26 protein-coding genes are annotated in these 26,570 nt (G+C 71.5%); 15 read left to right on the top strand and 11 right to left on the bottom strand.

Annotated features, from left to right (window positions below):
- The 6 genes from AC27L3_RS13040 to AC27L3_RS13065 all read left to right on the top strand — a co-directional run.
- A partial coding sequence (locus AC27L3_RS13040) for an acetoin utilization protein AcuC (RefSeq protein ID WP_487234199.1) occupies nt 1-1,163 on the top strand: 1,163 nt, incomplete at its 5' end.
- Between the two features lie 107 nt (nt 1,164-1,270).
- Complete coding sequence (locus tag AC27L3_RS13045) at nt 1,271-2,089, top strand: phosphatase (RefSeq protein ID WP_487234200.1); 819 nt, start codon at nt 1,271-1,273, stop codon at nt 2,087-2,089.
- 128 nt (nt 2,090-2,217) lie between these two features.
- The gene (locus tag AC27L3_RS13050; RefSeq protein WP_154080489.1) at nt 2,218-2,427 is read left to right on the top strand and encodes a helix-turn-helix domain-containing protein; all 210 of its coding nucleotides are present in this window, start codon (nt 2,218-2,220) and stop codon (nt 2,425-2,427) included.
- 110 nt (nt 2,428-2,537) lie between these two features.
- Complete coding sequence (locus tag AC27L3_RS13055; protein WP_003948845.1) at nt 2,538-2,636, top strand: 30S ribosomal protein bS22; 99 nt, start codon at nt 2,538-2,540, stop codon at nt 2,634-2,636.
- A gap of 251 nt (nt 2,637-2,887) precedes the next feature.
- Nucleotides 2,888-3,934 (top strand): NAD-dependent epimerase/dehydratase family protein, encoded by a 1,047-nt coding sequence (locus AC27L3_RS13060; RefSeq protein WP_487234201.1) that lies wholly within the window; start codon nt 2,888-2,890, stop codon nt 3,932-3,934.
- A gap of 14 nt (nt 3,935-3,948) precedes the next feature.
- Nucleotides 3,949-5,028, top strand: a complete 1,080-nt coding sequence (locus AC27L3_RS13065) for a lysophospholipid acyltransferase family protein (RefSeq protein WP_487234202.1) — start codon at nt 3,949-3,951, stop codon at nt 5,026-5,028.
- Between the two features lie 64 nt (nt 5,029-5,092).
- Here the strand turns inward: AC27L3_RS13065 and AC27L3_RS13070 are convergent, their stop codons facing one another.
- From AC27L3_RS13070 to AC27L3_RS13085, 4 genes are all read right to left on the bottom strand, one after another.
- Complete coding sequence (locus AC27L3_RS13070) at nt 5,093-6,268, bottom strand: DUF5667 domain-containing protein (RefSeq protein ID WP_487234203.1); 1,176 nt, start codon at nt 6,266-6,268, stop codon at nt 5,093-5,095.
- Between the two features lie 270 nt (nt 6,269-6,538).
- The gene (locus tag AC27L3_RS13075) at nt 6,539-7,333 is read right to left on the bottom strand and encodes an ECF subfamily RNA polymerase sigma factor, BldN family (RefSeq protein ID WP_344438440.1); all 795 of its coding nucleotides are present in this window, start codon (nt 7,331-7,333) and stop codon (nt 6,539-6,541) included.
- Between the two features lie 451 nt (nt 7,334-7,784).
- Nucleotides 7,785-8,732 carry an HAD family hydrolase gene (locus tag AC27L3_RS13080; protein WP_487234204.1) on the bottom strand — a complete coding sequence of 316 codons (948 nt, stop codon included), beginning with the start codon at nt 8,730-8,732 and terminating at the stop codon, nt 7,785-7,787.
- 107 nt (nt 8,733-8,839) lie between these two features.
- Nucleotides 8,840-9,118 carry a glutaredoxin family protein gene (locus AC27L3_RS13085; protein ID WP_487234205.1) on the bottom strand — a complete coding sequence of 93 codons (279 nt, stop codon included), beginning with the start codon at nt 9,116-9,118 and terminating at the stop codon, nt 8,840-8,842.
- Nucleotides 9,119-9,475: 357 nt separating this feature from the next.
- Here AC27L3_RS13085 and AC27L3_RS13090 point away from each other — a divergent pair, with 357 nt between their 5' ends.
- The 6 genes from AC27L3_RS13090 to AC27L3_RS13115 all read left to right on the top strand — a co-directional run bounded on the left by AC27L3_RS13090 (nt 9,476) and on the right by AC27L3_RS13115 (nt 15,944).
- Entirely contained in the window at nt 9,476-10,261 is a 786-nt protein-coding gene (locus tag AC27L3_RS13090; protein WP_487234206.1) for a redox-sensing transcriptional repressor Rex, read from the top strand.
- Entirely contained in the window at nt 10,258-11,637 is a 1,380-nt protein-coding gene (locus AC27L3_RS13095) for a glutamyl-tRNA reductase (protein ID WP_487234207.1), read from the top strand. The genes AC27L3_RS13090 and AC27L3_RS13095 overlap by 4 nt, the downstream gene beginning before the upstream one ends.
- Nucleotides 11,634-12,608, top strand: a complete 975-nt coding sequence (gene hemC / locus AC27L3_RS13100; RefSeq protein ID WP_487234208.1) for a hydroxymethylbilane synthase — start codon at nt 11,634-11,636, stop codon at nt 12,606-12,608. Before AC27L3_RS13095 ends, hemC begins: the two co-directional genes overlap by 4 nt.
- The gene (locus AC27L3_RS13105) at nt 12,605-14,254 is read left to right on the top strand and encodes a bifunctional uroporphyrinogen-III C-methyltransferase/uroporphyrinogen-III synthase (RefSeq protein WP_487234209.1); all 1,650 of its coding nucleotides are present in this window, start codon (nt 12,605-12,607) and stop codon (nt 14,252-14,254) included. The genes hemC and AC27L3_RS13105 overlap by 4 nt, the downstream gene beginning before the upstream one ends.
- Nucleotides 14,251-15,243, top strand: coding sequence for a porphobilinogen synthase (gene hemB / locus AC27L3_RS13110; protein ID WP_487234210.1), 993 nt, complete (start codon nt 14,251-14,253; stop codon nt 15,241-15,243). Before AC27L3_RS13105 ends, hemB begins: the two co-directional genes overlap by 4 nt.
- 260 nt (nt 15,244-15,503) lie before the next feature.
- Nucleotides 15,504-15,944 carry an ATP-binding protein gene (locus tag AC27L3_RS13115; protein ID WP_344438422.1) on the top strand — a complete coding sequence of 147 codons (441 nt, stop codon included), beginning with the start codon at nt 15,504-15,506 and terminating at the stop codon, nt 15,942-15,944.
- A gap of 4 nt (nt 15,945-15,948) precedes the next feature.
- Here the strand turns inward: AC27L3_RS13115 and argS are convergent, their stop codons facing one another.
- Nucleotides 15,949-17,706, bottom strand: coding sequence for an arginine--tRNA ligase (gene argS / locus AC27L3_RS13120; RefSeq protein ID WP_487234211.1), 1,758 nt, complete (start codon nt 17,704-17,706; stop codon nt 15,949-15,951).
- Between the two features lie 157 nt (nt 17,707-17,863).
- Here argS and lysS point away from each other — a divergent pair, with 157 nt between their 5' ends.
- Nucleotides 17,864-19,585, top strand: a complete 1,722-nt coding sequence (lysS, locus tag AC27L3_RS13125) for a lysine--tRNA ligase (protein WP_487234212.1) — start codon at nt 17,864-17,866, stop codon at nt 19,583-19,585.
- A gap of 87 nt (nt 19,586-19,672) precedes the next feature.
- Here the strand turns inward: lysS and AC27L3_RS13130 are convergent, their stop codons facing one another.
- Together AC27L3_RS13130 and AC27L3_RS13135 are read right to left on the bottom strand one after the other, a co-directional pair.
- Complete coding sequence (locus tag AC27L3_RS13130; RefSeq protein WP_487234213.1) at nt 19,673-20,410, bottom strand: hypothetical protein; 738 nt, start codon at nt 20,408-20,410, stop codon at nt 19,673-19,675.
- A 137-nt stretch (nt 20,411-20,547) separates the two neighbouring features.
- Entirely contained in the window at nt 20,548-21,417 is an 870-nt protein-coding gene (locus tag AC27L3_RS13135) for a hypothetical protein (RefSeq protein WP_487234214.1), read from the bottom strand.
- Between the two features lie 162 nt (nt 21,418-21,579).
- Between AC27L3_RS13135 and AC27L3_RS13140 the strand changes: the two genes are divergently transcribed.
- Nucleotides 21,580-22,773, top strand: coding sequence for an RtcB family protein (locus AC27L3_RS13140; protein WP_487234215.1), 1,194 nt, complete (start codon nt 21,580-21,582; stop codon nt 22,771-22,773).
- A gap of 64 nt (nt 22,774-22,837) precedes the next feature.
- Here the strand turns inward: AC27L3_RS13140 and AC27L3_RS13145 are convergent, their stop codons facing one another.
- From AC27L3_RS13145 to AC27L3_RS13160, 4 genes are all read right to left on the bottom strand, one after another.
- Entirely contained in the window at nt 22,838-23,218 is a 381-nt protein-coding gene (locus tag AC27L3_RS13145; protein ID WP_487234216.1) for a VOC family protein, read from the bottom strand.
- 113 nt (nt 23,219-23,331) lie between these two features.
- Nucleotides 23,332-24,093, bottom strand: coding sequence for an SDR family NAD(P)-dependent oxidoreductase (locus tag AC27L3_RS13150; RefSeq protein WP_487234217.1), 762 nt, complete (start codon nt 24,091-24,093; stop codon nt 23,332-23,334).
- A 61-nt stretch (nt 24,094-24,154) separates the two neighbouring features.
- Nucleotides 24,155-24,490 (bottom strand): YnfA family protein, encoded by a 336-nt coding sequence (locus AC27L3_RS13155; protein WP_487234218.1) that lies wholly within the window; start codon nt 24,488-24,490, stop codon nt 24,155-24,157.
- A gap of 32 nt (nt 24,491-24,522) precedes the next feature.
- A complete protein-coding gene (locus AC27L3_RS13160; RefSeq protein ID WP_344438402.1) occupies nt 24,523-25,101 on the bottom strand; it encodes a hypothetical protein in 579 nt (192 codons plus the stop codon).
- A 127-nt stretch (nt 25,102-25,228) separates the two neighbouring features.
- On the opposite strand from AC27L3_RS13160, the gene hemL reads away from it, so the two are divergent.
- Nucleotides 25,229-26,554 (top strand): glutamate-1-semialdehyde 2,1-aminomutase, encoded by a 1,326-nt coding sequence (gene hemL / locus AC27L3_RS13165; protein WP_487234219.1) that lies wholly within the window; start codon nt 25,229-25,231, stop codon nt 26,552-26,554.
- The last annotated feature ends 16 nt before the right edge of the window (nt 26,555-26,570 follow it).

The following is a 26,570-nucleotide window of genomic DNA, read 5'->3' on the forward strand; positions in this document are numbered from 1 at the left end:
AGGCGCACGTGATGTGGGACGAGGCGGTCACGGGATACGACTTCGGGTCGGGACATCCCATGGATCCCGTGCGGCTTTTCCTCACCATGCGCCTGGTCGAGGCATATGGGTTGGACAAGGCGGCCCGGGTGGTCGCCGCGCCGGCGGCGGGGGAGTCGACGCTCGGGCTGGTGCACCGCGCCGACTACATCGACGCCGTGCGGCGGGCTTCCGCCGATCCGCGGTCGGCCGACACCGCGTACGGGCTCGGTACCCCGGACGATCCGGCCTTCGCCGGCATGCACGACGCCGCCGCGCTGATCGCGGGGCAGTCGGTGGCCGCAGCCGAGGCCGTGTGGCGCGGGGAGGCCGTGCACGCGGTCAACTTCAGTGGTGGGCTGCACCATGCGATGCCGGGGTCCGCGTCGGGTTTCTGCGTCTACAACGACGCCGCCCTCGCCGTGGCCCGGCTGCTGGAGCTGGGGGCGCAGCGCGTGGCGTACGTGGACGTGGACGTCCATCACGGCGACGGCGTCCAGGCGGCCTTCTGGGAGGATCCCCGCGTCCTGACGATCTCGCTGCACGAGCATCCGCGCACGCTCTTCCCCCAGACGGGCTGGCCCGAGGAGACGGGCGCCCCGGGGGCCGAGGGCAGTGCGGTCAATGTGGCCCTGCCGGCGGGCACGGGGGACGCCGGCTGGCTGCGGGCCTTCCATGCCGTCGTACCGGAGCTCCTGGCGGCCTTCCGGCCGCAGGTGCTGGTGACGCAGCACGGGGCCGACACGCACTTCGAGGACCCGCTGGCGCATCTGGCGGTCTCGCTGGACGCCCAGCGCCTGGTGGCCGAGGCCTGCCACGACCTGGCCCACCGTCACGCCGACGGGCGCTGGGTGGCACTCGGGGGCGGCGGGTACGCCGTGGTGGACGTGGTGCCGAGGTCCTGGGCGCATCTGGTGGGCATCGCCGCGGGCCGGCCGGTGGATCCCGCGTCGCCGGTGCCGGAGGACTGGCGCCGGGAGGTCTTCCGGCGGACGCAGCAGCTGGGGCCGCTGCGGATGACGGACGGTCTGCGGCCGTCGTGGCGGGACTTCGCGGAGTCGGGGTACGACCCGGCGGACCGGCTGGACCAGGCGGTCCTGGCGACGCGCCGGGCCGTCTTCCCCTCCCACGGCCTGTTGCCCTAGCCCCACGCACGACCCTGGCCCCTCCTGCCCCGGCGCGCGGTCACCACATGGGCTGATTCGCCGTCGTTCGGTCGCCGGAGCCGCCGGCCTTCGGCCAGCATCGGGCCGTGTCCTGCGCGCGCGACGACCTGATCGCCCATCTGCTCGCCACCGGGATCGCGGGCCGTGTCGCCACGTCCCGGGAGGGCAGTCTGGCGCGGTACCGGCGGTTCGCCGCGCGGGATCCCCGGGTGCTGATCGGTCTGGAGCCGGAATACGACTGGCGCTTCGCGGATTTGTTGCGTCTGATGGGCCAGAGGTGTGGTGTTTCGGTCGATCCCAGGGAAACTTCCGGGCAGGATGTGATTGATCCGGACCGGACGATGGTGGCACTCGATGCCTTCGCGGACCGGCTCGCCACGGTGGCCGCGACGGGGGCGCCGGTGCTCATCGGCACGGGTCACCCGCACCGTCTCCTGGGCTTCTACGCCGGTTTGGCCGCCGGTCTGTCGGCGGCGGGATGTGCTGTCCTCACCCCGGCGCAGGGTCGAAGTGTCGACATGACGACCCGGTTCGGCGTACGCACATACAACCTTCACTACGCCGGAGGAGTCGCGATGGTGCGCGAACCCGGCGCACGGCCGTCTGCGAGTGAGCCGGGCGCACATACGCATTCGCCCCTCCCGCTTCGGGCTGCGCTGGCCGGCGTCGCGGAGGGCGGCGGACCCTTGCCGGCCCTGGTCGTCGGGGACCACGGATGGCTCTGCGGAGCAGGTCAGCTGGGCATTGAGGCCATCGGCCTGGCGGACTCGGACGACCCCGCGCCGTTCGTCGGCGAGGCCGAGGGGCGGGTGTCCGTGGCCGTTCCGCTTGATGACACTGTGCGGTCTGATTACTACCGACCGCTTACTCGCTATGTACTCAATCGAGCGTGTCTGTCACAGTAGGCGGCCGATGGCTGCTCCTCTTCCCCACTCGCATCACCCGCCCCTAACCTGGGGAGTGAGCGCGCAGCGACGAGGAGTCACCGGAGGGGAAGCCGGTGCGCGTCATGTGCGGAAGGTTCAGGTGTGTCATGGCTGCTGGCGAAAGGCCTCTCAACGAGGTCGTGTTCCTGACCGTGGCGGAAGTCGCCGCGGTGATGCGAGTCTCCAAGATGACCGTGTACCGGCTGGTGCACAGCGGTCATCTGCCGGCGATCCGGGTGGGCAGGTCCTTCCGGGTCCCAGAACAAGCGGTGCACGAGTACCTCCGAGAGTCCTTCGTGGGGGTGGAAACGGCCTGACGGGGACCCCGGATTACGCTGTTCGCCCGGTGGCGGGTACGCTGACCCGATGTAGGTCGTGTGGGCTCGGACGCCCCGCACCGAGTGAATCGATGTAAGCGAGGGTAGTCGTGGGCTCTGTTATCAAGAAGCGGCGCAAGCGGATGGCCAAGAAGAAGCACCGCAAGCTGCTCAAGCGCACGCGCGTTCAGCGTCGCAACAAGAAGTAAGCACGCCGCTGTGCTCGTCCCGCAGCCCTCCCGCCTCACGGCGGGAGGGCTGCGGTGCATTCGGCCCCATCCTCCGCCGCCCCGCCCCGTCGCTCCTCGCCGCCGCCCCTCAGCTGACGTAGCAGTAAGTGAAACCGTCGCTACGGCTTGAAATGACGGTCCGCCCCACCGGTGGTCATCACAGTGCAACAACGACCCGCTACGGTGGCCGCGACAGGGCTTGGAGCTCGGTGGGAAGGAAGGCGCTGATCTTGGGCAAGGTCGTGCTCGTCACCGGAGTCGCACGGCAACTGGGCGGCCGCTTCGTCCGCCGCATCCAGCGCGAGCCCGACGTCGACCGCGTCATCGGGGTGGACGCAGTGCCACCCGAGCACCGTCTGGGCGGGGCCGATTTCATACGGGCGGACATCCGCCATCCCACGATCGGCAGGGTCCTCGCGGAGCACTCCGTCGACACGGTCGTCCATATGGACGTCAACGGCACGCCCCTGGGCAAGCGCGGCAGCCGGGCGACGGTCAAGGAGACCAACGTCATCGGCACGATGCAGCTGCTCGGCGCCTGCCAGAAGACGCCCTCCGTCAAGCGGCTCGTGATCAAGTCGAGCACCACGGTGTACGGTTCGGCGCCCCGCGACCCGGCCGTCTTCACCGAGTCCACGCCGCCGAAGTCGCTGCCGAGCGGGGGCTTCGCCAAGGACGTGGTGGAGGTCGAGGGCTATGTGCGCGGCTTCGCCCGGCGCCGGCCCGACGTGGCCGTGTGCGTCCTGCGCTTCGCGAACGTGCTCGGGCCCTGCGCGGACTCGCCGCTCGCCGAGTACTTCTCGCTGCCCGTGCTGCCCACCGTCCTGGGCTTCGACCCCCGGCTGCAGTTCGTCCACGAGGACGACGCGATCGAGGTGCTGCGCATCGCGGCCGGCGAGCCGGTCCGCGGCACGCTCAACAGCGGCACCTTCAACGTCGCGGGCGACGGCGTGCTGCTGCTCTCGCAGGCCGCACGGCGCCTCGGGCGCCCCACGCTCCCCTTCTTCCTGCCGACGGTGACCTGGGTCGGCTCCGCGCTGCGTTCGGTGGGGGCGCTGGACTTCTCGCCCGAGCAGATCCGGCTGCTCACCCACGGCCGGGTCGTGGACACCGCGCAGCTGCGCGACACGCTGGGGTTCCACCCCCGCTACTCCACGCCCGCGGCCTTCGCGGACTTCGCCCGCAGCCGCGGCCCGGGGCTGCTGCCGCCCGACTCCCTCGCCCGTACCGTCGACCGGATCGCCGCGCTGATGCCTGCGGGCAGCGGCCAGAACTGAGGAGCGCACGCACGATGGCCGATGCGAAGGTGATTCCGTTCGGCGAGGAGCCGCGGTCCAAGCGGCGGCCCAAGCGCGCCGGCCTGGCCCGTACGGAGCGGGCCGCGCTGGCGCCCGTACCGGCCCAGCGCGAGGACGACGGGCCCGGACCGGGCACCCGGCCCCGGCGGGGCCCCGTGGGCGGCGCTGCGGGCGCCGAGGAGGCGGCGAAGGACGGCGGCGAGGCCGGGGCGGCCGAGGAGCGGCAGGGCGCGGACGGCTGGGAGCGGAAGGTGGCCCACGGGCTGAACTTCCTGCGCCGGCGGATCACGGGCGAGTACGAGGTCGACGACTTCGGCTACGACCAGGAGCTCACCGATCAGCTGATCATGTCGGTGCTGCGGCCGTTCAAGGAGAAGTACTTCCGGGTCGAGGTGAAGGGCATCGAGAACATCCCGGAGAAGGGCTCGGCGCTCATCGTCGCCAACCACTCCGGCACGCTGCCCGTGGACGGCCTGATGCTGCAGGTGGCGGTGCACGACCACCACCCGGCCGGGCGCAATGTGCGGATGCTCGCGGCGGACCTGGTCTTCGTGCTGCCGCTGATCAACGAGCTGTCGCGCAAGCTCGGGCACACCCTGGCCTGCGCGGAGGACGCGCAGATGCTGCTGGAGCGCGGGGAGCTGGTCGGGGTGATGCCGGAGGGCTTCAAGGGGATCGGGAAGCCCTTCTCCGAGCGGTACAAGCTGCAGCGCTTCGGGCGGGGCGGCTTCGTGCAGACGGCACTGCGTGCCGGGGCACCGATCGTGCCGTGCTCGATCGTCGGGGCCGAGGAGATCTACCCGATGATCGGCAACTCCAGGACGGTGGCGCGACTGCTGGGCATCCCGTACTTCCCGGTGACGCCGACGTTCCCCTGGCTCGGGCCGCTGGGGCTGGTGCCGCTGCCGACGAAGTGGACGATCCAGTTCGGTGAGCCGATCCCGACCGACGGCTATTCGCCGGAGGCGGCGGACGACCCGATGCTGATGTTCAACCTGACCGACCAGGTGCGCGAGACGATCCAGCACACGCTCTACAAGCTGCTGGTGCAGAGGCGGTCGGTGTTCTTCTGAAGCGGTGTTCTTCTGAAGAACCTTCTTCGGAAGAATCTTCAGAAGAACACCGACCGCCGGATGCCTACTTCTCGTCCTCGCCGTGGATGCCCAGACCCGGGAGGATGTTGGGCAGCAGCGGCGGGATGGTGACGTCCGGCTGCTTGGACGGCCTGCCGTCCTTGCCGTGCGCCTGCCGGTCCGCACCGGTGCCCTCGGACGGCGGCTGCAGCAGCCCCGTACCGCCGAGGAGCCCCTCGTGCTCCTCCGGACCGCTCGGCGAGGACTGGGCGGGCTTGCCGCCGGAGCGCTTGCCGTCGGCCGACGAGGAGGCCTTCGCGGACGGCGAGGACTGGCTGCCGGCATTGCCGGGCGTGCCGTGGTGCGAGGCGGTGCCGCCCGTGGGCGAGCCGTGCTTGCCCTGGTTGTTGTGCAGCAGCGACCGCAGCGGCTCGACCTCTTCGTCTATGGCGGCGAAGACCGAGGTGACGCCGTTGCCGACGTCGCTGAGCTGGACGGGCAGCTTCTCGCGCAGCTGGCTCCAGCTCTCCCGGTGGGACGAGGCGAACGAGGACAGCCGCTGGATGGCGCCGAGCGAGCCGTCCCGCTGGTAGACGCCGTGCAGCAGCCGGTGGCCCTCGGCGACGTCGTGCTGCATGCCCGCGAGGGTGCGGCGGATCTCGGTGAGCGACTCGTGGTCCAGCGCGCCGGCGCGGCCGCGCTCCATCAGCCGGCGGGCCTCCTGCATGCGCGTCGACGCCTGGTCGAGGAACAGGCCGCCGCGTGCGGCATCGCCGTCCGCCATGCCGAGCTTGAGGTCCTCCATGCCGCGCTTGAGGCCGTAGAGCGTGTCGCCGGGCAGGGCATTGGTGCTCGCGGCCGCCACGCCGCCGAACGCGCCCGCTGCCACGCCCACGGTGAGCCCGCCGGCGGCGAGCCCCTTGGACCAGCGGGAGCGGGGGCGCAGCCGGGAGAGCCGGCCGGCCCGGTGCGCTCCGCGGCCCGGGCGCTGTGCGGGGATGCCGCCGGCGAACTGCGCCTCCATGGCGGCGATCAGCTGCGCCCGCTGCACGGTTTTGACCTCGGGGTCCAGCTCGGGGCCGGGCAGTGCGCCGAGCCCGCCCGCCAGGGCCAACAGCTTTGCCTGCTCGGTGTCTTCCACCGACGGGCCGGACTGTGCGGCCGCAGCACCCTGGGCATCCTGGTCCAGGGCCTGGGCGAAGGCGTTCGCCCGCCGGTGCGCCGATACATTCGCGATCACAGGCGGCACCTCCTCTCGTCATGACGGTCGACTCCCCTGGGCACATGAAGGGTTGCACGCCGGGGGAGCATCCACTCGATCGAGTGAGTGAATACCGGCATGACGTGGCATCGGGAAGTCTGCACCCCGGACAACGAGCGGCGCGGCAGTCGGGTTACGCGGCCGCGGTGAGGTGGCCGCCGGTGAGTGATTGCGGACATCACATCGAAAATCGGGGGTTCGGGGGTCGGAAGGATGCTCGGCCGTGGGGCCGGGCGGGGCCGGGCACGATCAGCGGGCGTCGTCCGGCAGGAGCCGGGCGAGGGTGCGCACGGCCCGGTACTGCAGGGTCTTGATGGCGCCCTCGTTCTTCCCCATGACGCGGGCGGTCTCGGCGACCGACAGGCCCTGGAGGAAGCGCAGGGTGACGCACTCCTGCTGCTGGGGGTTGAGCTTGCGCACCGCCTCCAACAGGGCGGCGTTGGAGAGGGATTCGAGGACGGAGTCCTCGGGGCTGCGCTCGACCTCGTTGGCGTCGAGCATCTCGCCGGTGGTGACCTCCAGCCGGAACCGGGACGACTTGAAGTGGTCGGCCACCAGGTTGCGGGCGATGGTCACCAGCCAGGCGCCGAAGTCGCGGCCCTGCCAGGTGAAGGTGCCGATGCGGCGCAGGGCGCGCAGGAACGTCTCGCTGGTCAGGTCCTCGGCCGTGGCCCGGCCGCCGACGCGGTAGTAGATGTAGCGGTAGACGGTGTCGGCGTACTGGTCGTAGAGCCGGCCGAAGGCCTCGGCCTCGCCGGCCTGGGCCCGTTCGACGAGGTCGAGCATGCGGGCGCTGTCGCTGTCCGCGCTCGGACGGCGGGTCGTCGTGGCGGCGCCGGCCGCCCGGCGGGTGCGTCTGCCGACGGCCGCGCTGCTCTCGGCGAGGGCGTAGCAGGGGCCGGCAGGGCCGCCCACCCCCGCGAGGGCGGGCGTGGCGAAGGCGGGGACGGCGTACGCGGTGGGGACGAAGCCGCGCAGACGGTCGAGGACCGCTGCGCGCAGCGTAGCCAGGCCCGAGGCGTCAACCCCGACGTGTGGGTACACGGGACTCCCAGAGGCAGAGCTTCCATCACGTGCAGCGCGGGACCGTTCACTCGTCGTAGGGACAAGCGGGTACCGGCTTGCGTTTGAGGAGAATAACCCTTCGTACAGGCAGCGCTACACCGAGTTGCCTAAATCATCGTTTCCGTTCGTTATGGGCGCGGTTCATGCCCGTTCAAATATCGAACTACGAACGGAAGTTGACAGGAATTGGCGAAGGTGTGGCCGATTGGGCAGCGTGTTGTGGCAATCCGGACACGTAAGGAGTGTCGAACCCTTCACATGGGTACGACAAAAAGATTGCCTGTTCGGGCAGTCCGATTACGGCGCGTGGCGAGGAGGCGCGCCGCGGCGTCGCCCGTTCCGGTGATGGGCGGCAGGTGGACGGCGCCGCGGACGGCACGGTCGGTGAGCACCTGACGGAAACGGCCACGGGCGCCCCCGCGGCCGGGCTTCAGCGACGGCGGCGGTGCAGGGCGATGCCCGCGGCGGCGCCGCCCGCGAGGGCGCCCAGGCCGGCCGCGGCGGGAATGCCGATCTTGGCGGCCTTGCGGCCCGTGCGGTAGTCGCGCAGCCGCCAGCCGTGCTCGCGCGCGTGCTTGCGCAGCCGGCCGTCGGGGTTGATCGCGTAGGGGTGCCCGACGAGCGAGAGCATCGGGATGTCGTTGGCGGAGTCGCTGTACGCCGCGCAGCGGGCGAGGTCCAGACCCTCGGCGGCGGCCAGCGCCCGGACGGCCTCGGCCTTGGCCGGGCCGTGCAGCAGCTCGCCGACCAGCTTGCCGGTGTAGACCCCGCCGACGGACTCGGCGACGGTGCCCAGCGCGCCGGTCAGCCCCAGCCGGCGGGCGATGATCGTCGCCGTCTCCACGGGGGCGGCGGTGACCAGCCAGACCTTCTGCCCGGCGTCCAGGTGGGCCTGGGCCAGGGCGCGGGTGCCGGGCCAGATGCGCTCGGCCATGTACTCGTCGTAGATCTCCTCGCCGATGGTCATCAGCTCGGAGACGCGGTGGCCCTTGACGATCGACAGGACGCTGTCGCGGGCGTCCTGCATGTGCTCGGGGTCCTCGATGCCGGCCAGCCGGAACCACGCCTGCTGCCAGGCGAAGCGCGCGAGCTCGCGCTTGCCGAAGAAGTGCCGCTTGTACAGCCCGCGGCCGAAGTGGAAGATGGCCGCGCCCTGCATGACGGTGTTGTCCAGGTCGAAGAACGCGGCCGCCCGCTCGTCGCCCGCGACCGGGAATTCCGGCTCGCCCGGCGCCTGGGCGGACGCCGCCGACGCCTCCTGCTCCTGGGCGTTCTCCTGCGCGGACTTGCGGGCTGCCTCCGCCGCCGCTTCGCCTGCCAGCACGCTGCGTGCCGTGGCGGAGCGCCTGCGCGGGGTGAGCCATCCGAGTGCGGCCATGCCGCGAGCATAGCCAGTTTGTTCGGGGTAACCGGAGCCCCGAGTGATGCGATGGCGTGAACTCTGCGCGGCGGGGCGGTTACTCAGCGGCCCCTTCGGCCCGGGCCTCAGGCGCCCAGGGCCTTGCGCAGGCGGTCGGGGTTCACCCGCCAGAAGTCGTGCTGCGCCCCGTCGACGAGGACGACCGGGATCTGCTCCCAGTACTTGCGGTGCAGCTCCTCGTCCTGGGTGATGTCCTTCTTCTCCCAGCGCGCCCCGAGTTCCGCGCAGACCTGCGCGATCACCGCTTCGGCGGCGTCGCACAGGTGGCAGCCGGGCTTGCCGACCAGGGTGACGACGCGGTCGGCGGGGTTCTTGCGGGCGCTGCGGCGCAGGAGCGGGCTCATGGCGGCCATTGTGCCCCGTTCGCTCCCGTTCGCGGCGCCCGATTGGGTGCCTGAGTCGACTAACATCGTGGGCGTTTTGTTCGAGTCCGCAAGGAGTGAGCGCCCGTGTCCCGGTGGGTCTGCGCGTGGCGCTCCTGTGGCAGGTGTGGTGGACAGTCGGGGTACCCGACCGGCCTTCGGGGCACCCGGCCGAACGGTTCCCGGAAGGGGCCGAATCGCCGCGTGACACCCATCACGTTGGCCGGGCAAATCGGACACCATCTTTGTGCACGCGTTCACAAAGGCATAGCCTGCGTTCAACAGGGCGGTTCTGGGACAAGGCGCTGCCCGCAGCCCCGCTCTACCCGCAGGAGCACCGTGGCAACTGGCCGAACTCACCGACCGGCGACCCGAAGCCGAGGGATCCCCGAGGCCACCGTCGCCCGGCTACCGCTGTATCTGCGCGCGCTGACCGCGCTCTCCGAGCGCTCGGTCCCCACCGTCTCCTCCGAGGAGCTGGCCAGTGCGGCCGGCGTGAACTCCGCCAAGCTGCGCAAGGACTTCAGCTACCTGGGCTCGTACGGCACCCGCGGCGTGGGCTACGACGTCGAGTACCTCGTGTACCAGATCTCCCGCGAGCTGGGCCTGACCCAGGACTGGCCCGTCGTCATCGTCGGCATCGGCAACCTCGGCGCCGCCCTGGCCAACTACGGCGGCTTCGCCTCCCGCGGCTTCCGCGTCGCGGCCCTCATCGACGCCGACCCCGCCATGACCGGCCGGCCGGTCGCCGGGCTGCCCGTGCGCCACACCGACGAACTCGAGTCGATCATCCGGGACAACGGGGTGTCCATCGGCGTCATCGCCACCCCCGCCGGCGCCGCCCAGCAGGTCTGCGACCGCCTCGTGACCGCCGGCGTCACCTCGATCCTGAACTTCGCGCCGACCGTGCTCGCCGTGCCCGACGGCGTCGACGTGCGCAAGGTCGACCTGTCCATCGAGCTGCAGATCCTCGCCTTCCACGAGCAGCGCAAGGCCGGCGAGGAGCCCGGTCAGGGCCCCGCGGCCGTCGCCGCCGCCGGCGGTGCCCCGCAGGCTCCGGGCCGTGCGACCCCGGGCGGCCGGAAGGGACCGGAGGGGGACGTCCCCGCCGTGATGCCGGCATGAGCCTCCTCGTCGTCGGTCTCAGCCACCGCAGCGCCCCGGTCAGCGTGCTGGAGCGGGCCGCGCTCACCCGCGAGAGCCGGGCCCGGCTCGCGCACGACGTGCTGGCCGCCGAGCCCGCCACCGAGGCGGCGGTGCTCGCCACCTGCAACCGCATCGAGGTGTACGCCGACGTGGACAAGTTCCACGCGGGCGTCGCCGAGCTGTCCACGCTGCTCGCCCGGCACTCGGGCGTGGCGCTGGAGGAGCTCACCCCCTACCTGTACGTGCACTACGAGGACCGGGCCGTCCACCACCTGTTCTCGGTGGCCTGCGGGCTGGACTCGATGGTCGTCGGCGAGGGCCAGATCCTTGGCCAGATCAAGGACGCCCTCGCCCTCGGCCAGGAGCTGCACACCGCCGGCCGACTGCTGAACGACCTGTTCCAGCAGGCCCTGCGGGTCGGCAAGCGCGCCCACAGCGAGACCGGCATCGACAAGGCCGGCCAGTCCCTGGTCACCTTCGGCCTGGAGCAGCTGGCCGCCGCCACCCCCGTCGCCGACTGGGCGGCGGGCCGCCGCGCCCTGGTCATCGGCGCGGGCTCGATGTCCTCGCTGGCCGCCGCCACCCTCGCGCGCGCCGGCGTCGCCCACGTGGCCGTCGCCAACCGCACCCTGGAGCGGGCCGAGCGGCTCGCGGCCATCCTGACCGAGCCCGGCGGGCCCGGCGCGTCCGGCTTCACCGCCTCGGCCGTGCCGATGGACGCCGTCCCCGGCGAGCTGGCGCTCGCCGACATCGTCGTCTCCTGCACCGGCGCCACCGGCCTCGTCCTGACCGCCGACGCCGTACGGGCCGCCCTCACCGGCCGCACCAGCGGCACGGGAGCGGCCCTGGCCCTGCTGGACCTGGCCATGCCCCGCGACGTCGACGCCGCCGTGCACCGGCTGCCCGGCGCCCGGCTCGTGGACATCGAGTCCCTCGCCGAGGCCTCTGCGGACGCCCCCATGGCCGCCGACGTCGACCAGGTGCGCACCATCGTCTCCGACGAGGTCGCCGCCTTCGGCGCCGCCCAGCGCGCCGCGCACATCACGCCCACCGTGGTGGCGCTGCGCACCATGGCCGCCGACGTGGTGGCCAGTGAGATGTCCCGCCTCAACGGGCGGCTGCCGGACCTGGACGACAAGCAGCGCGCGGAGATCACCCAGACCGTGCGCCGCGTCGTCGACAAGCTCCTGCACGCCCCCACCGTGCGCGTGAAGGAGCTGGCCGCCACCCCGGGCGGCGCCGGCTACGCCGACGCGCTGCGCGAACTCTTCGACCTCGACCCGCAGGCGGTCGCCGCCGTCAGCAGGGCCGACACGCGTGCCGACAGGCACACCACGGCACGGGAGCCGGCATGAACGACACCTCTTCGACGCGGCGCACCCTGCGGTTGGGCACCCGCCGCAGCAAGCTCGCGATGGCTCAGTCCGGCCAGGTGGCCGAGGCGGTCCACCAGGCCACCGGGCACCCGGTGGAACTGGTGGAGATCACCACCTACGGCGACGTCTCGCGCGAGGCGCTGGCGCAGATCGGCGGCACCGGCGTGTTCGTCTCGGCGCTGCGCGACGCGCTGCTCGCCGGCGAGATCGACTTCGCCGTCCACTCGCTGAAGGACCTGCCGACCGCGCAGCCCGACGGGCTGCTGCTGGCCGCCGTCCCCCGGCGCGAGGACCCGCGCGACGTGCTCGTCGCCCGCGACGGGCTCACCTTCGAGCAGCTCCCCGACGGGGCGCGCATCGGCACCGGTTCGCCCCGGCGGATGGCCCAGCTCAACGCCTGGGCCCGCGAGGCGGGCCGGCGGATCGAGACCGTGCCCGTGCGCGGCAACGTCGACACCCGGCTCGGCTTCGTCGCCAAGGGCGAGCTGGACGCCGTGGTGCTGGCCGCGGCGGGCCTGACCCGCCTGGGCCGGCTGGACGAGGTCACCCAGTACCTGCCGGCCGACCGGATCCTGTCCGCCCCCGGCCAGGGGGCCCTGGCGATCGAGTGCGTCGCGACCAACGCACCGCTCGCCGCTTCGCTCGCCGTGCTCGACGACCCGGTCACCCGGGCCGCCGTGACCGCCGAGCGTTCCCTGCTCGCCGCCCTGGAGGCCGGCTGCAGCGCGCCCGTGGGCGCGTTGGCCGACCTGTTGGTCGAGGAGCAGGCTGTCACCGAAATGCGCCTGCGCGGCGTCGTCGGCACCACCGACGGCTCGACGCTGGTGCAGCTGTCCACCACCGGTCCCGTACCCGCGTCCGAACAGGACGCCCTTGCCCTCGGCCGCGAACTCGCCGCCGAGATGCTCGACAAGGGTGCGGCCGGTCTTATGGGGGAGCGAGCACATTGAACCCCACCGCCCCGAACCACTCCGCGCACGGGCACGTCACCTTCCTCGGCGCAGGCCCCGGTGACCCGGGTCTGCTGACGCTGCGTGCCGTGGAGGCACTGGCGGCAGCGGACGTCCTGATCGCCGATCCGCAGGTGCTCGACGTGGTGCGCACGCACGCCCGCAGCACCGTGGACGTGCCCCTCCACACGGTTACTGACGAGGCATCAAAGGCCGCGGACGTGCCCGTCCTTCGGGACACCGCCAATCTTGTCATGGCGTCCGCGCGCGCCGGCAAGCGGGTCGTGCGTGCCGTGCACGGCGACCCCGGCCTCGACGGCGACGCCGCCGAGGAGATGCTGGCCTGCGCCGCCGAGGGCATCACCTTCGAGGTCGTCCCCGGCATCGCCACCGCCGTCGGCGTGCCCGCCTACGCCGGCGTCCCGCTGCGCGACGGCAACGGCGGCGACGTCCGTTTCGTCGACGCCCGCACCGCGGACGCCACCTGCTGGGCCGAGGTCGGCGCCAGCGAGGTGACCGCGGTCGTCTCCACCACGCTGGAGAACGTCGTCGCCACCGCCGGGCAGCTGGTCGCCGCCGGGCGCAAGCCCGACACCCCCTTGAGCGTCACGGTCGCCGGCACCACCACCCGCCAGCGCACCTGGACCGCCACCCTCGGCACGCTCCAGCAGGTGCTCAAGGCCGCCAAGGTGCTGCCCTCGGCCGACGGCGCCCAGCCGGTCATAGCCGTGGTCGGCGAGCGCAGTGCCGCCGACCGGCGCGAGCAGCTGTCGTGGTTCGAGTCCAAGCCGCTCTTCGGCTGGAACGTGCTCGTGCCGCGCACCAAGGAGCAGGCCGCCTCCCTCTCCGACCAGCTCCGTTCGTACGGCGCGGTGCCGCACGAGGTGCCCACCATCGCGGTGGAGCCCCCGCGCACCCCGCAGCAGATGGAGCGCGCCGTCAAGGGCCTGGTCACCGGCCGCTACGAGTGGATCGCCTTCACCTCCGTCAACGCCGTCAAGGCGGTGCGGGAGAAGTTCGAGGAGTACGGGCTCGACGCCCGTGCCTTCGCCGGCATCAAGGTCGCCGCGGTCGGCGAGCAGACCGCCGCCGCCCTGGTCGAGTTCGGCGTCAAGCCCGACCTCGTGCCCTCCGGCGAGCAGTCCGCCGCGGGCCTGCTGGAGGACTGGCCGCCCTACGACCCGGTCTTCGACCCGATCGACCGCGTCTTCCTGCCGCGCGCCGACATCGCCACCGAGACCCTGGTCGCCGGCCTGATCGAGCTGGGCTGGGAGGTCGACGACGTCACCGCCTACCGCACCGTGCGGGCCTCGCCGCCGCCGGCCGAGACCCGCGAGGCGATCAAGGGCGGCGGTTTCGACGCCGTGCTCTTCACTTCCTCCTCCACGGTGCGCAACCTCGTCGGCATCGCCGGCAAGCCCCACAATGTCACCGTCATCGCCTGCATCGGCCCGGCCACCGCGAAGACCGCGGAGGAACACGGCCTGCGGGTGGACGTGCTGTCGCCCGAGCCCTCGGTGCACAAGCTGGCCGAGGCGCTCGCCGAGTTCGGCGCGGCCCGCCGCGACGCCGCCCTGGAGGCCGGTGAAGCGGTCACCCGCCCGAGCGAGCGGCGGCCCGGATCACGTAGGAGGGCACGCAGTTGAGCACCACGTACGGCAGCTTCCCGGGGTCGCGGCCCCGGCGGCTGAGGACCAGCCCCGCCATGCGCCGCATGGTCGCCGAACACCGGCTGCACCCGGCCGACCTGATCCTTCCCGCCTTCGTGCGGGAGGGCATCGGCGAGCCGGTGCCGATCTCGGCGATGCCGGGCGTCGTCCAGCACACCCGTGACACCCTGCGCAAGGCCGCCGTCGAGGCGCTGGAGGCGGGCGTCGCCGGGATCATGCTCTTCGGCGTTCCCGAGGACGCCAAGAAGGACGCGCTCGGCACCGCCGGCACCGACCCCGACGGCATCCTGCAGGTCGCCATCCGCGACGTGAAGGCCGAGGTCGGCGACGAGCTCGTGATCATGTCCGACCTGTGCCTGGACGAGTACACCGACCACGGCCACTGCGGCGTCCTGGACGCCGCCGGCCGCGTCGACAACGACGCCACCCTCGAGCGCTACGCCGAGATGGCCCAGGTCCAGGCCGACGCCGGCGTCCACGTCGTGGGCCCCAGCGGCATGATGGACGGCCAGGTCGGCGTCGTTCGCGACGCCCTGGACCAGACCGGCCACGAGGACGTGGCGATCCTGGCCTACACCGCCAAGTACGCCTCGGCCTTCTACGGCCCCTTCCGGGAGGCCGTCGGCTCCTCGCTGACCGGCGACCGCAAGACCTACCAGCAGGACCCGGCCAACCTGCGCGAGTCCCTGCGCGAGCTCGCCCTCGACCTGGACGAGGGCGCCGACATGGTCATGGTCAAGCCGGCCCTGCCCTACCTCGACGTCCTCGCGAAGATCGCCGACGCCGTCGACGTGCCCGTCGCCGCGTACCAGATCTCCGGCGAGTACGCGATGGTCGAGGCGGCCGCCGCCAACGGCTGGATCGACCGCGACCGGGCCATCATGGAGACGCTCACCGGCATCAAGCGCGCCGGGGCGAACATGATTCTCACGTACTGGGCGACGGAGGTCGCGCGGCAGCTGTAGCCGCCTCCCTCCGCCCCCTCGTTACGCAGCGCAATGGCGGCGTCCTGCGGGAATCCCGGCCTCCGGGACCGCACGGCGCCGCCTGCGTGTATCCGCCCGGTGCGAAGACATCGCGTTTGCGCAGCTCACGCGAGAGTGGGCGCATAGTTCACGATCGTCACCCACACAGGTCGTCTCTTGCTGAAAACCCCGAGGGGCGGGGTATGTGCTCCGACCATGACTACCGTGTGTGTCAGGTCGCTTACTCCACGGAGGCGTGCATGAGTCATGACCCCGAACCCACGGACGACTGGGAGTACACCCTCCAGGTCCCCTCGGACCCCATGGCGCCGTGCATCGCCCGGCGCACCCTGCGCACCATCTTCGAGGAACACGGCTTCCTCGAACTCGCCGACACCGCCGAGCTCCTCACCTCGGAGCTCGTCACCAACGCCTACCGCTACTCCGACGGCCCCGCCTCCGTACGCGTCAAACGCGAGGGCGACCGGGTGCGCGTCGCCGTGTGGGACACCAACCCCCGCATGCCCGCGCTCGACCGCGTCGCCCTGCCCGACGCCGCCGACAACGGCGCCGAACAGGGCCGGGGCCTGGGCCTGGTCCAGTGGTGCGCCGACAGCTGGGGCGGCTTCGCCCTGCGCGACCAGCCCCAGGGGCTGGTCGGCAAGCTGATCTGGTTCGAGCTCGGTGCCGGCGCGGGATGAGCCCTTACAGGCGCTCGGGCGTCCGGATGCCCAGCAGCGCCATGCCCTGGCGCAGCGTGCGGGCCGTGAGGTCGCACAGGAACAGGCGGTTCTCCACCAGCTCCGGCGACTCGGCGCGCAGCACCGGGCACTGGTCGTAGAACGTCGTGTACAGCGAGGCCAGCTGGTAGAGGTACCCCGCCAGCTTGTGCGGCGCGTACTCCCCGGCCGCCTCCGCCACCGTCGCCGCGAACTGGTCCAGGTGCAGACCCAGGGCGCGCTCCGCCGGAGCCAGCGCCAGCTCAGGGTGCGCCACCGGACCCGCCTCGCCCGCCTTGCGCAGGATCGACTGGATGCGCGCGAAGGCGTACTGCAGGTAGACCGAGGTGTCACCGTTGAGCGAGACCATCTGGTCGAGGTCGAACTTGTAGTCGCGGGCCGCCGACGTCGACAGGTCCGCGTACTTCACCGCGCCGATGCCCACCTGGGCGCCGCGCTCGGCGATCTCCTCCTCGCTCAGGTCCTGGGCCTTCTCCCGCACGATCGCCGACGCCCGGGCGACGGCCTCGTCCAGCAGGTCCACCAGCCGCACCGTCTCGCCCTCACGGGTCTTGAACGGCTTGCCGTCCTTGCCCAGCACCGTGCCGAAGCCCAGCTGCACGGCCGTGACCTCGTCGGTGAGCCAGCCGGCCCGGCGCGCGGTCTCGAAGACCATCTTGAAGTGCAGCGACTGCCGGGTGTCCACCACGTACAGCAGCGTGTCGGCCTTGAGGTTGAAGACGCGGTCGCGGATCGCGGACAGGTCGGTCGCGGCATAGCCGAAGCCGCCGTCGGACTTCTGCACGATCAGCGGGACCGGGTTGCCCTCCGGGCCCTTCACGTCGTCGAAGAAGACGCACAGCGCGCCCTCCGAGCGCACCGCGACGCCCGACTCCTCCAGCAGGCGGCAGGTCTCGGCGAGCATGTCGTTGTAACCCGACTCGCCGACGATGTCCTCGTCGCGGATCTCCACGTCCAGCTTGTCGAACACCGAGTAGAAGTAGATCTTCGACTCGTCGACGAACTTCTGCCACAGCGCGAGCGTCTGCTCGTCACCCGCCTGCAGGTCCACCACCCGGCGCCGGGCCCGGGCCTTGAACTCCTCGTCCGAGTCGAACAGCGCACGCGAGGCCTTGTACAGCCGGTTCAGGTTCGACATGGCCTCCTCGCCGGAGGTCTGCTCGTCCTTGTGGTCCAGCTCGTGCGGGTGCTCGATCAAGTACTGGATGAGCATGCCGAACTGCGTGCCCCAGTCGCCGATGTGGTGGCGGCTGACCACCTTCTCACCGGTGAACTCCAGCAGCCGCACGACCGAGTTGCCGATCACCGTGTTCCGCAGGTGACCGACGTGCATCTCCTTGGCCACGTTCGGCTGCGCCCAGTCGATCACGGTCGTGCCCGGGTGCTCCTTGAACGGCACGCCCAGGCGCTCGTCCGCCGCGCGGGCCGCCAGGGTGCCGGTGATCGCGGCATCGGTGACGGAGATGTTCAAAAAGCCGGGGCCCGAGACCTCGACGTCCTTGATCAGCTCGTCCGCCGGCAGGGACTTCACGACCTCGGCCGCCAGCTCCCGCGGGTTGCCCTTCAGCTTCTTCGCCAGCGCCAGCATGCCGTTGGCCTGGAAGTCCGCCCGGTCGCTTCGTCGCAGCAGCGGGTCGGCGGCGCCGGCCTGCGGCACGGCGGCCGCCAGGGCGTCCGCGATGCGCTGGTGAAGCGTGGAAGCGAGCGAAGGAACCGAAGCCATGGAAAGGTGCCATTCCGGTAGGCGGCATTTCGACACCCCGAGTATCCCATGCGTGTACCACGGCCCCCACGGAATTCGCGCCCCCCTCGGGCAACCCTCGGAGCACCCCGTCCGTCTGGGACAATGGTCATGCCAGGACCGTAAGGAAGGAAGTGCCGTGGCTCAGGCTCAGAGCACCGAGGCCGACTGGGTCTCCCGTTTCGCCGACGAGGTCATCGCCGAAGGTGAGCGCCGCGCTCCCGGCAAACCGATCGTCGTCGCCTCGGGCCTGTCCCCCTCCGGCCCCATCCACCTCGGCAACCTCCGCGAGGTCATGACCCCGCACCTGGTCGCCGACGAGATCCGCCGCCGCGGCCACGAGTGCATCCACATCCTCTCCTGGGACGACTACGACCGGTACCGCAAGGTCCCGGCCGGCATCGACCCCTCCTGGGCCGAGCACATCGGCAAGCCGCTGACCTCCGTGCCCGCCCCGCCCGGCAGCACCCACGGCAGCTGGGCCGAGCACTTCAAGGCCGCCATGATCGAGGCCCTGGACGAGCTCGGCGTCGAGTACCGCGGCATCAGCCAGACCGCGCAGTACACCTCCGGTGCCTACCGCGAGCAGATCCTGCACGCCATGAAGCACCGCGGCGACATCGACGCGATCCTCGCCCAGTACCGCACCAAGGCCAAGCCCGCCACTGCGGTCAAGAAGCAGCAGAAGCCCGTCGAGGAGGCCGAGCTGGAGGCCGCCGAGGGCTCCGGCGCCGCCACCGAGGACGACGGCAGCAGCAGCACCGGCTACTACCCGTACAAGCCGTACTGCACCGTCTGCAACAAGGACCTCACCACCGTCACGGCGTACGACGACGAGACCACCGAGCTGTCCTACACCTGCCAGTGCGGCCACGCCGAGACCGTGCTGCTCAAGGAGTTCGACCACGGCAAGCTCGTCTGGAAGGTCGACTGGCCCATGCGCTGGGCCCACGAAGGCGTGATCTTCGAGCCCTCCGGCGTCGACCACTCCTCCCCGGGCTCCTCCTTCCAGGTCGGCGGCCAGATCGTCGGCCCGATCTTCGGTGGCGAGCAGCCCATCGGTCCCATGTACGCCTTCGTCGGCATCAGCGGCATGGCCAAGATGTCCTCCTCCAAGGGCGGCGTCCCCACCCCCGGCGACGCCCTGCAGATCATGGAGGCCCCGCTGCTGCGCTGGCTGTACGCCCGCCGCAAGCCCAACCAGTCCTTCAAGATCGCCTTCGACCAGGAGATCCAGCGGCTCTACGACGAGTGGGACAAGCTCGCCGCCAAGGTCGCCGACGGCACCGCCCTGCCCGCCGACGTCGCCGCCTACAACCGCGCCGTCCGCACCGCGGCCGGTGAGCTGCCGACGACCCCCCGCCCGCTGCCCTACCGCACGCTGGCCTCCGTCGTCGACATCACCGCCGGCCACGACGAGCAGACCCTGCGCATCCTCGGCGACCTCGACCCGGCCAACCCCGTCACCAGCCTCGACGAGTGCCGCCCCCGCCTCGACCGGGCCGAGCACTGGATCAACAACCAGGTCCCCGCCGACCAGCGCACCATCGTCCGCGCCGAGCCCGACACCGAGCTCCTCGCCTCCCTCGACGACACCGGCCGCGAGTCGCTGCGCCTGCTGCTGGAGGGCCTGGACGAGCACTGGTCCCTCGACGGCCTGACCCACCTCGTCTACGGCGTGCCGAAGATCATGGCCGGCCTGGACCCCGAGGCCAAGCCCACCCCCGAGCTCAAGGTCGCCCAGCGCCAGTTCTTCGCGCTGCTCTACCACCTGCTCGTCGGGCGGGACACCGGCCCGCGCCTGCCCACGCTGCTGCTCGCCGTCGGCGCCGACCGGGTGCGCAAGCTGCTGAGCGCGTAACCGGTCGCCGCTACGGAAGCCGATACGGAAAAGGGCCCCGGTTCCGGTGAGAGATCACCGGAACCGGGGCCCTTCCCCTTTTTGCGCCTACTGCTTGCCGTTGGCCGCGCCGACCGCCTTCACGACCTCCTTGGTCGCGTCCTGCGCCGACTTCTTCAGCTCGTCCGCGTCCGGCGTCTTGGCGCCCTCGTAACCGGCACCGCTGTACTTCACGGTCACCACCACGTTCTGGGTGCGCGCGACGACCGTCTCGTTCTTGAACTCGTTGTCGTCCTTCTTCGTCGTCGAGCTCACCACCGACGCCGCGTCACCGATGTCCGAGACCTTCTCCGACTTGGCGTCCTTCGCACCGTCCTGCGTCGTCGCCGCCTGCACCTGCTTCGTCATGAAGTCGTCGGCACGCTTCTCGCCCGAACCCAGCGTCGGGTCCGAGGAGAACCGCTTCAGCGACACGGTCAGCGTGCGGAACTGCAGGTCCTTGACGTCCTTGTCGTTCAGACCGCTCCAGATGCAGCTGGCGGAGTCATTGGTGTCGGACGAGGGCAGCGCCTTGCCCTCCTTCTTCTCCGCCTTCGGCACCATCTTGTCGATGGTGTCGCCGGACAGCGTCTTGCACACCTCCGGCAGCTTGGCGAACGTCGCCGCCTTCGCGGAGGCGGACGCCGAGGCGCTCGGCTTCGCCGAACCCGGGGCCGCGGACGACGGCTTCTTCTCCGGCTCCTTCTTCTCCCCGCCGTCGTCCGAGCAGCCGGTGGCGACGAGCATCACCGGAACTGCGGCGCAGGCGAGGAATCGGGCGAGTCGCGGGGCTGTACGTCGGTGCATGGGTCCTTCGCTCATTCGAAAGTAGTGACGGCGGGGGCAGTACCGGATGGATACGAGCACGGTTTTACACGGGCACGGTACGCGGCCCGGGCGCGGCGGGCGCCGCATTGCGGCCTCGCGCCCGGGCTAATCACCCGCTAATTCCCGAAGTGCCCCGCGTCGAGTTCACGGGCCAGGTCCTGGGCCTTGCCCTGCAGGTCCTGGCTGGCGGGCACGTGCCGCGGATCCGTCGTCCACTGGTCGTACGCGATCGTCACCAGCACATTGGACGAACGGAAGACCACCGTGACGTCACGGTGCACCCCCGAGCCCGCCGTGACCAGCTTGTCGTTGACGAACGCGTCGTCGCCCAGATCGTCCAGCACCCGCGGCGCCAGCCGCGGATCCGCCGACGGCGGCGCCGAGGACGCCCCGCCGGAGGGCGCCGCAGCGGACGCCGGCGGGGAGGAGGGCGCCGGCGTGGCGCCGCGCAGCTGCGGGGCCGGGCCGGTGCTCGGGGAGGCGCCGCCCGCCGAGGCGGACGGCGCGGCGGACGCCGACGGCGTCGCGACGGCGATGTGCGCCTCGGCCGCCTGCCGGGCGTACAGCTGCCGGGCCCGGTTCTCGTCGCTGATCCCCGGCTGGTACGACACGACGCGCTCGAAGTCCACCGTCAGATGCCGGGTGCCCTCCGGGGTCTCCAGCTTCCAGCGGCAGCCCACCCGGCGGTCCGTGTCGTACGTGATCGCGGCCTGGCCGCGCAGCAGGCGCTTGGCCTCCTCCTCGTCGCCCTGGTCCACGCCCGGCAGCATCCGCCGGATCGTCGCGGGGCTCACGTAGCCGCAGGGCTCGGGCAGGCTGTGGTACTTCCCCGGCTCCGCCGAGCCGGCCGACGAACCGCCCGGCCCGGGCTTGGCGTCCTGGCCGTGGCCGTCGGCCCCGGCGCCCCCGCCGCACCCGCCGAGCAGTGCCGACAGCACCGCCACCGCGGCCAGTGCTGCTGCCGGTGCGTACGCCCTTCGCTGCACTGTCCGTGGCTCCCTTCGCCGGAAAACGGGTTGTCGCCGCAAGGTGGCGACTGAACACAATGTGTACCGCACGGGCCGCCGCATCCGCCGGTTCCCTGTCGACTATCAGCGAATACGTCCGCTGTTTGCTTTATCTGCTCTATTCGGGGGAATGAACCCAATATGTCCTACACCGAGGTGCCCGGCGCCCGGGTGCCGATCCGCATGTGGGCCGACCCGGCCACCGTCGAGCCCGTCGCCCTGCGACAGCTGCAGAACGTGACGACACTGCCGTGGGTGCAGGGCCTCGCCGTGATGCCGGACGTCCACTTCGGCAAGGGCGCCACGGTCGGATCCGTGATCGCGATGCGCGGCGCCGTCTGCCCGGCGGCGGTCGGCGTCGACATCGGCTGCGGCATGTCCGCGGTCAAAACCTCCCTGCGCGCCGAGGACCTCCCCGGCGACCTCTCCCCCCTGCGCCGCAAGATCGAGGACGCCATCCCGGTCGGCTTCGCCATGCACGACGACCCGGTCGACCCGGTCCGCCTGCACGGCCTGCCGACGGCGGGCTGGGACGCCTTCTGGGGACGCTTCCAGGGGGTGGCGGAGGCGGTGAAGTTCCGGCAGGGACGGGCGCTGAAGCAGATGGGAACGCTCGGCGGAGGAAACCACTTTGTGGAGCTCTGCATAGACGAGTCCGGTTCGGTGTGGCTCATGCTGCACTCCGGCTCCCGGAACATCGGCAAGGAGCTGGCCGAGTACCACATCGGCCAGGCGCAGAAGCTCTCGCACAACCAGAACCTGGTCGACCGCGACCTCGCCGTCTTCCTCGCCGACACCCCGCAGATGGCGGCCTACCGGCACGACCTGTTCTGGGCACAGGAGTACGCGCGCCACAACCGCGAGATCATGATGGCGCTGCTGAAGGACGTCGTCCGCAAGCAGTTCAAGAAGGCGAAGCCCACCTTCGAGCCCGAGATCTCCTGCCACCACAACTACGTGGCCGAGGAGACCTACGAGGGCGTGGAGCTGCTGGTCACCCGCAAGGGCGCGATCCGCGCGGGCGGCGGCGAGTACGGCATCATCCCCGGCTCCATGGGCACCGGCTCGTACATCGTGCGCGGCCTGGGCAACGAGGACTCGTTCAACTCCGCCTCGCACGGCGCCGGCCGCCGCATGAGCCGCAACGCCGCGAAGAAGCGATTCTCCGCCGAGGACCTGGCACACCAGACGCGCGGCGTCGAGTGCCGCAAGGACTCCGGCGTGGTCGACGAGATCCCGGCCGCCTACAAGCCCATCGAGCAGGTCATGGAGCAGCAGCGGGACCTCGTCGAGGTCGTGGCCCACCTCAAGCAGGTCATCTGCGTGAAGGGCTGAGCCGGCTCGGCCGAGCCGGATCGGCCGAGCCGGATCGAGGGCCGGGCCGGCGACCGGTTCCGGCTCAGGCGTCCTGCGGGTACCAGCGCAGTTCGACCGTGTTGCCGTCCGGGTCGCGGACGTAGAGGGACTCGGCGTTGCCGCGGGCGCCGAAGTTGGTGCTGGGGCCGCGGACGACGTCGAAGGTGCCGGAGTCGATGACCGTCTGCCAGTCGAGGGGCTCGACGACCAGGCAGATGTGGTCGACGTTGGTCTCGCCGCGCGGGCCCTCGACCAGGTCGATGATCGTGGTCGGGGTGACGCGCACGGAGGGGAAGGGCACCGTGCCGGCGCGCCACTCCTCCACGCGGACCGGCTCCAGGCCGAGGGGGCCGGTGTAGAAGGCGAGGGCGCGCTCGGGGTCGGCGACGTTGAGGACGAGGTGGTCGAAATCGATGACGCGCATGGTTCCCGGTCTCCGGTCTTTCTGCGTGGGGCGGGTGCTGTGCGTCGAATCTAGGCCAGCTTGATCGTTTCGGCTATCGGTCGCCGGTCCTCGGTCCCCGGTCCGATGGCCGGTCAGGACTCGCGGTGGACCTTGTAGTTGGAGGCCTGGGCGCGGGGACGGACGACGAGCAGGTCGATGTTGACGTGGGGCGGGCGGGTGACGGCCCAGGTGATGGTGTCGGCGACGTCGTCGGCGGTGAGGGGTTCGGCGACGCCGCTGTAGACGGCGGCGGCCTTGTCCCGGTCGCCGCGGAAGCGGGTGAGGGCGAACTCCTCGGTGCGCACCATGCCGGGGGCGATCTCGATGACGCGGACGGGCTGGCCGCACAGCTCCAGGCGGAGGGTCTCGGCGAGGACGTGGGCGCCGTGCTTGGCGGCGACGTAGCCGCCGCCGCCCTCGTAGGTGGCCAGGCCCGCGGTGGAGGACAGGACGATCACGGTGCCCTCGGCCGCCGTGAGGCGGGGCAGCAGCGCCTGGGTCATGTGGAGGGTGCCGAGGACGTTGACCTCGTACATGGTGCGCCAGTCGGTGGGGTCGGCGGTGGCGACGGTCTCGGTGCCGATGGCGCCGCCGGCGTTGTTGACGAGGACCTCGATGGGGCCCTGGCCGTCCAGCCAGTCGCCGAAGGCGTCGACGGCGGTGCGGTCGGTGACGTCGAGGGCGTAGGCGACGGCCTGGTGGCCGGCGGCGGTGAGCTCCTCGGCGAGGGCGGTGATGCGGTCCTCGCGGCGGGCGGTGAGCACCACGCGGTAGCCGGCGGCGGCGAGCTGCCGGGCGGTGGCGGCGCCGATGCCACTGCTGGCGCCGGTGATCACTGCGGTGCGGGTGCTCATGACTGGGCCTCCTGGGGCGGCTGGGATCGCTGGGACCTATGCCGCAGCATAGGCCGGGCCCTCACCGGCCTCGCGGCCCGTACATGATCAGGGCGACGCCGGCGAGGCAGACCAGGGCGCCGGTCACGTCGTAGCGGTCGGGGCGGTAGCCGTCGGCGACCATGCCCCAGGCCAGCGATCCGGCGACGAAGACACCGCCGTACGCGGCGAGGATCCGGCCGAAGTGGGCGTCGGGCTGGAGCGTGGCGACGAAGCCGTACGCGCCCAGCGCGATGATCCCCGCCCCGATCCAGGCCCAGCCGCGGTGTTCGCGGGCGCCCTGCCACACCAGCCAGGCGCCGCCGATCTCCAGCAGGGCGGCGAGGAGGAAGAGGGCGATGGAGCGGGCGATGAACATGCTCGTACGGTATTACGGGGGATCGTCCGGATTTACGGCCAGACCAGGCAGTACGGCTGGTGGCCGGCCTCGTGCAGGCGGTGGGAGAAATCCTGCCATTCGTGCAGCAGCCGGTAGACGGTGAAGGCGTCGCGGGGGCCGCCGCGGTCCGGGACGGTGGACCAGATGAACGCCGCCGCGCCCACCGATTCCTCGCCGATGCCGCGCAGCGGGTCGACGACGGTCATGGGCAGCTTGACGACCGCGTAGTCGGGGTGGAGAACCACCAGCTCGAGTGGGGGCACCTTGTGCAGGGGTATGCCCTGGATGCCGGTGAGGACCATGGCGGCCACGGTCTCCGGCTTGATCCTGGTAAACATCCCGCCCATGCCCAGCTCGTCACCGCCGAGCTCCTCGGGGCGCATGGAAAGGGGCACGCGGGCAGCGGTGGCGCCGTTCGGCGCCCCGAAGTACTTGTAGGTCACCCCCACCCGGCCACTCCTGCTCGCGCTGTGTTCCTCACGGCTCTCGCCGCTTTTGTCCGCGCGCCGGTGTCGCCCCTTGTGGGTCCGCTCTGCTCGCTCGGGCCCCAGGTCGTCCGTGCCCTCGCCCAGTCCGCCACCGCGATGCATATCTCCACCCGACCGCACTTTTGGGCAGCACAGCCCCCGCCGCGCAACCCGATCATCGTCTCAGAGACCTCCCCCGCTGCGGACGCGCGAAACGCCCGGACGCGACCGGTGGGAGCGCTCTGAGACCATGGCTAGCGTGAGCTACCCATATGACGCCCCAGTCTCCCAGATGCTCTTCGACCGTGCGTCGGCCGTGACGCCCGGTGGCGTGAACTCTCCCGTGCGCGCGTTCCGCGCCGTGGGGGGTACGCCCCGGTTCATGGTTTCGGGCACCGGTCCGTACCTGACGGACGCGGATGGCCGGGAATATGTGGACCTCGTGTGTTCCTGGGGACCGATGATTCTCGGCCATGCGCACCCGGAGGTGATCGCCGCGGTCCAGCAGGCCGTGGCGCGCGGTACGTCGTTCGGCACGCCCGGCGAGGGCGAGGTCGCCCTGGCGGAGGAGATCGTCTCCCGGGTGGAGCCGGTCGAGCAGGTGCGCCTGGTGTCCTCGGGCACCGAGGCGACCATGTCGGCGATCCGGCTGGCGCGCGGCTTCACGGGCCGGTCCAAGGTGATCAAGTTCGCCGGGTGCTACCACGGTCACGTGGACGCGCTGCTGGCCGCGGCCGGTTCCGGGGTGGCGACCTTCGGGCTGCCGGACACCCCGGGCGTGACCGGGGCGCAGGCCGGGGACACGATCGTGCTGCCGTACAACGACCTGGAGGCCGTGCACGCGGCGTTCCACGCCCACCCGGGTGAGATCGCGTGCGTGATCACCGAGGCGTCGCCGGGCAACATGGGCGTCGTCCCGCCGCTGCCGGGCTTCAACGAGGGGCTGAAGACGGCGTGCGCGCAGAACGGCGCGCTGTTCATCTCCGACGAGGTGATGACGGGCTTCCGTGTCTCGAAGGCCGGCTGGTACGGCATCGACGGCGTGAAGCCGGACCTGATGACCTTCGGCAAGGTCATGGGCGGCGGCTTCCCGGCGGCGGCGTTCGGCGGCCGGGCGGACGTGATGGCGCAGCTGGCGCCGGCCGGCCCGGTGTACCAGGCGGGCACGCTGTCGGGCAATCCGGTGGCGACGGCCGCGGGCCTGGCGCAGCTGCGGCTGCTGGACGACGCCGCGTACGAGAAGGTGGACGCGGTGGCCGCCGAGATCGGCTCCCTGGTGACGGAGGCGCTGGCGAAGGCGGGGGTGGCCCACCGCCTGCAGACGTCGGGGAACATGTTCTCGGTCTTCTTCACCGAGACGCAGGTCACGGACTACGAGAAGGCCCGTTCGCAGGAGGCGTTCCGTTTCAACGCCTTCTTCCATTCGATGCTGGCGCAGGGCGTGTACCTGCCGCCGTCGGCGTTCGAGTCGTGGTTCGTCTCCACGAGCCACGACGCGGCGGCGATCGAGCGGATCGCGGCGGCGCTGCCGGCGGCGGCGCGGGCGGCGGCCGAGGCGACGGAGGGCGAGAAGTGAGCGCGAAGGGCGCGGA

It is taken from the genome of Streptomyces sp. PKA51 (assembly GCF_057552455.1).

What these genes read in the sequence shown, in the direction of transcription:
- AC27L3_RS13050 (WP_154080489.1), top strand. Translation starts at nt 2,218, where the DNA reads ATGGCTGCTGGCGAAAGGCCTCTCAACGAGGTCGTGTTCCTGACCGTG.
- AC27L3_RS13065 (WP_487234202.1), top strand. Translation starts at nt 3,949, where the DNA reads ATGGCCGATGCGAAGGTGATTCCGTTCGGCGAGGAGCCGCGGTCCAAG.
- AC27L3_RS13080 (WP_487234204.1), bottom strand. Translation starts at nt 8,732, where the DNA reads ATGGCCGCACTCGGATGGCTCACCCCGCGCAGGCGCTCCGCCACGGCA.
- AC27L3_RS13085 (WP_487234205.1), bottom strand. Translation starts at nt 9,118, where the DNA reads ATGAGCCCGCTCCTGCGCCGCAGCGCCCGCAAGAACCCCGCCGACCGC.
- AC27L3_RS13095 (WP_487234207.1), top strand. Translation starts at nt 10,258, where the DNA reads ATGAGCCTCCTCGTCGTCGGTCTCAGCCACCGCAGCGCCCCGGTCAGC.
- hemC (WP_487234208.1), top strand. Translation starts at nt 11,634, where the DNA reads ATGAACGACACCTCTTCGACGCGGCGCACCCTGCGGTTGGGCACCCGC.
- AC27L3_RS13115 (WP_344438422.1), top strand. Translation starts at nt 15,504, where the DNA reads ATGAGTCATGACCCCGAACCCACGGACGACTGGGAGTACACCCTCCAG.
- argS (WP_487234211.1), bottom strand. Translation starts at nt 17,706, where the DNA reads ATGGCTTCGGTTCCTTCGCTCGCTTCCACGCTTCACCAGCGCATCGCG.
- AC27L3_RS13130 (WP_487234213.1), bottom strand. Translation starts at nt 20,410, where the DNA reads ATGCACCGACGTACAGCCCCGCGACTCGCCCGATTCCTCGCCTGCGCC.
- AC27L3_RS13140 (WP_487234215.1), top strand. Translation starts at nt 21,580, where the DNA reads ATGTCCTACACCGAGGTGCCCGGCGCCCGGGTGCCGATCCGCATGTGG.
- AC27L3_RS13145 (WP_487234216.1), bottom strand. Translation starts at nt 23,218, where the DNA reads ATGCGCGTCATCGATTTCGACCACCTCGTCCTCAACGTCGCCGACCCC.
- AC27L3_RS13150 (WP_487234217.1), bottom strand. Translation starts at nt 24,093, where the DNA reads ATGAGCACCCGCACCGCAGTGATCACCGGCGCCAGCAGTGGCATCGGC.
- AC27L3_RS13155 (WP_487234218.1), bottom strand. Translation starts at nt 24,490, where the DNA reads ATGTTCATCGCCCGCTCCATCGCCCTCTTCCTCCTCGCCGCCCTGCTG.
- AC27L3_RS13160 (WP_344438402.1), bottom strand. Translation starts at nt 25,101, where the DNA reads ATGCATCGCGGTGGCGGACTGGGCGAGGGCACGGACGACCTGGGGCCC.
- hemL (WP_487234219.1), top strand. Translation starts at nt 25,229, where the DNA reads ATGGCTAGCGTGAGCTACCCATATGACGCCCCAGTCTCCCAGATGCTC.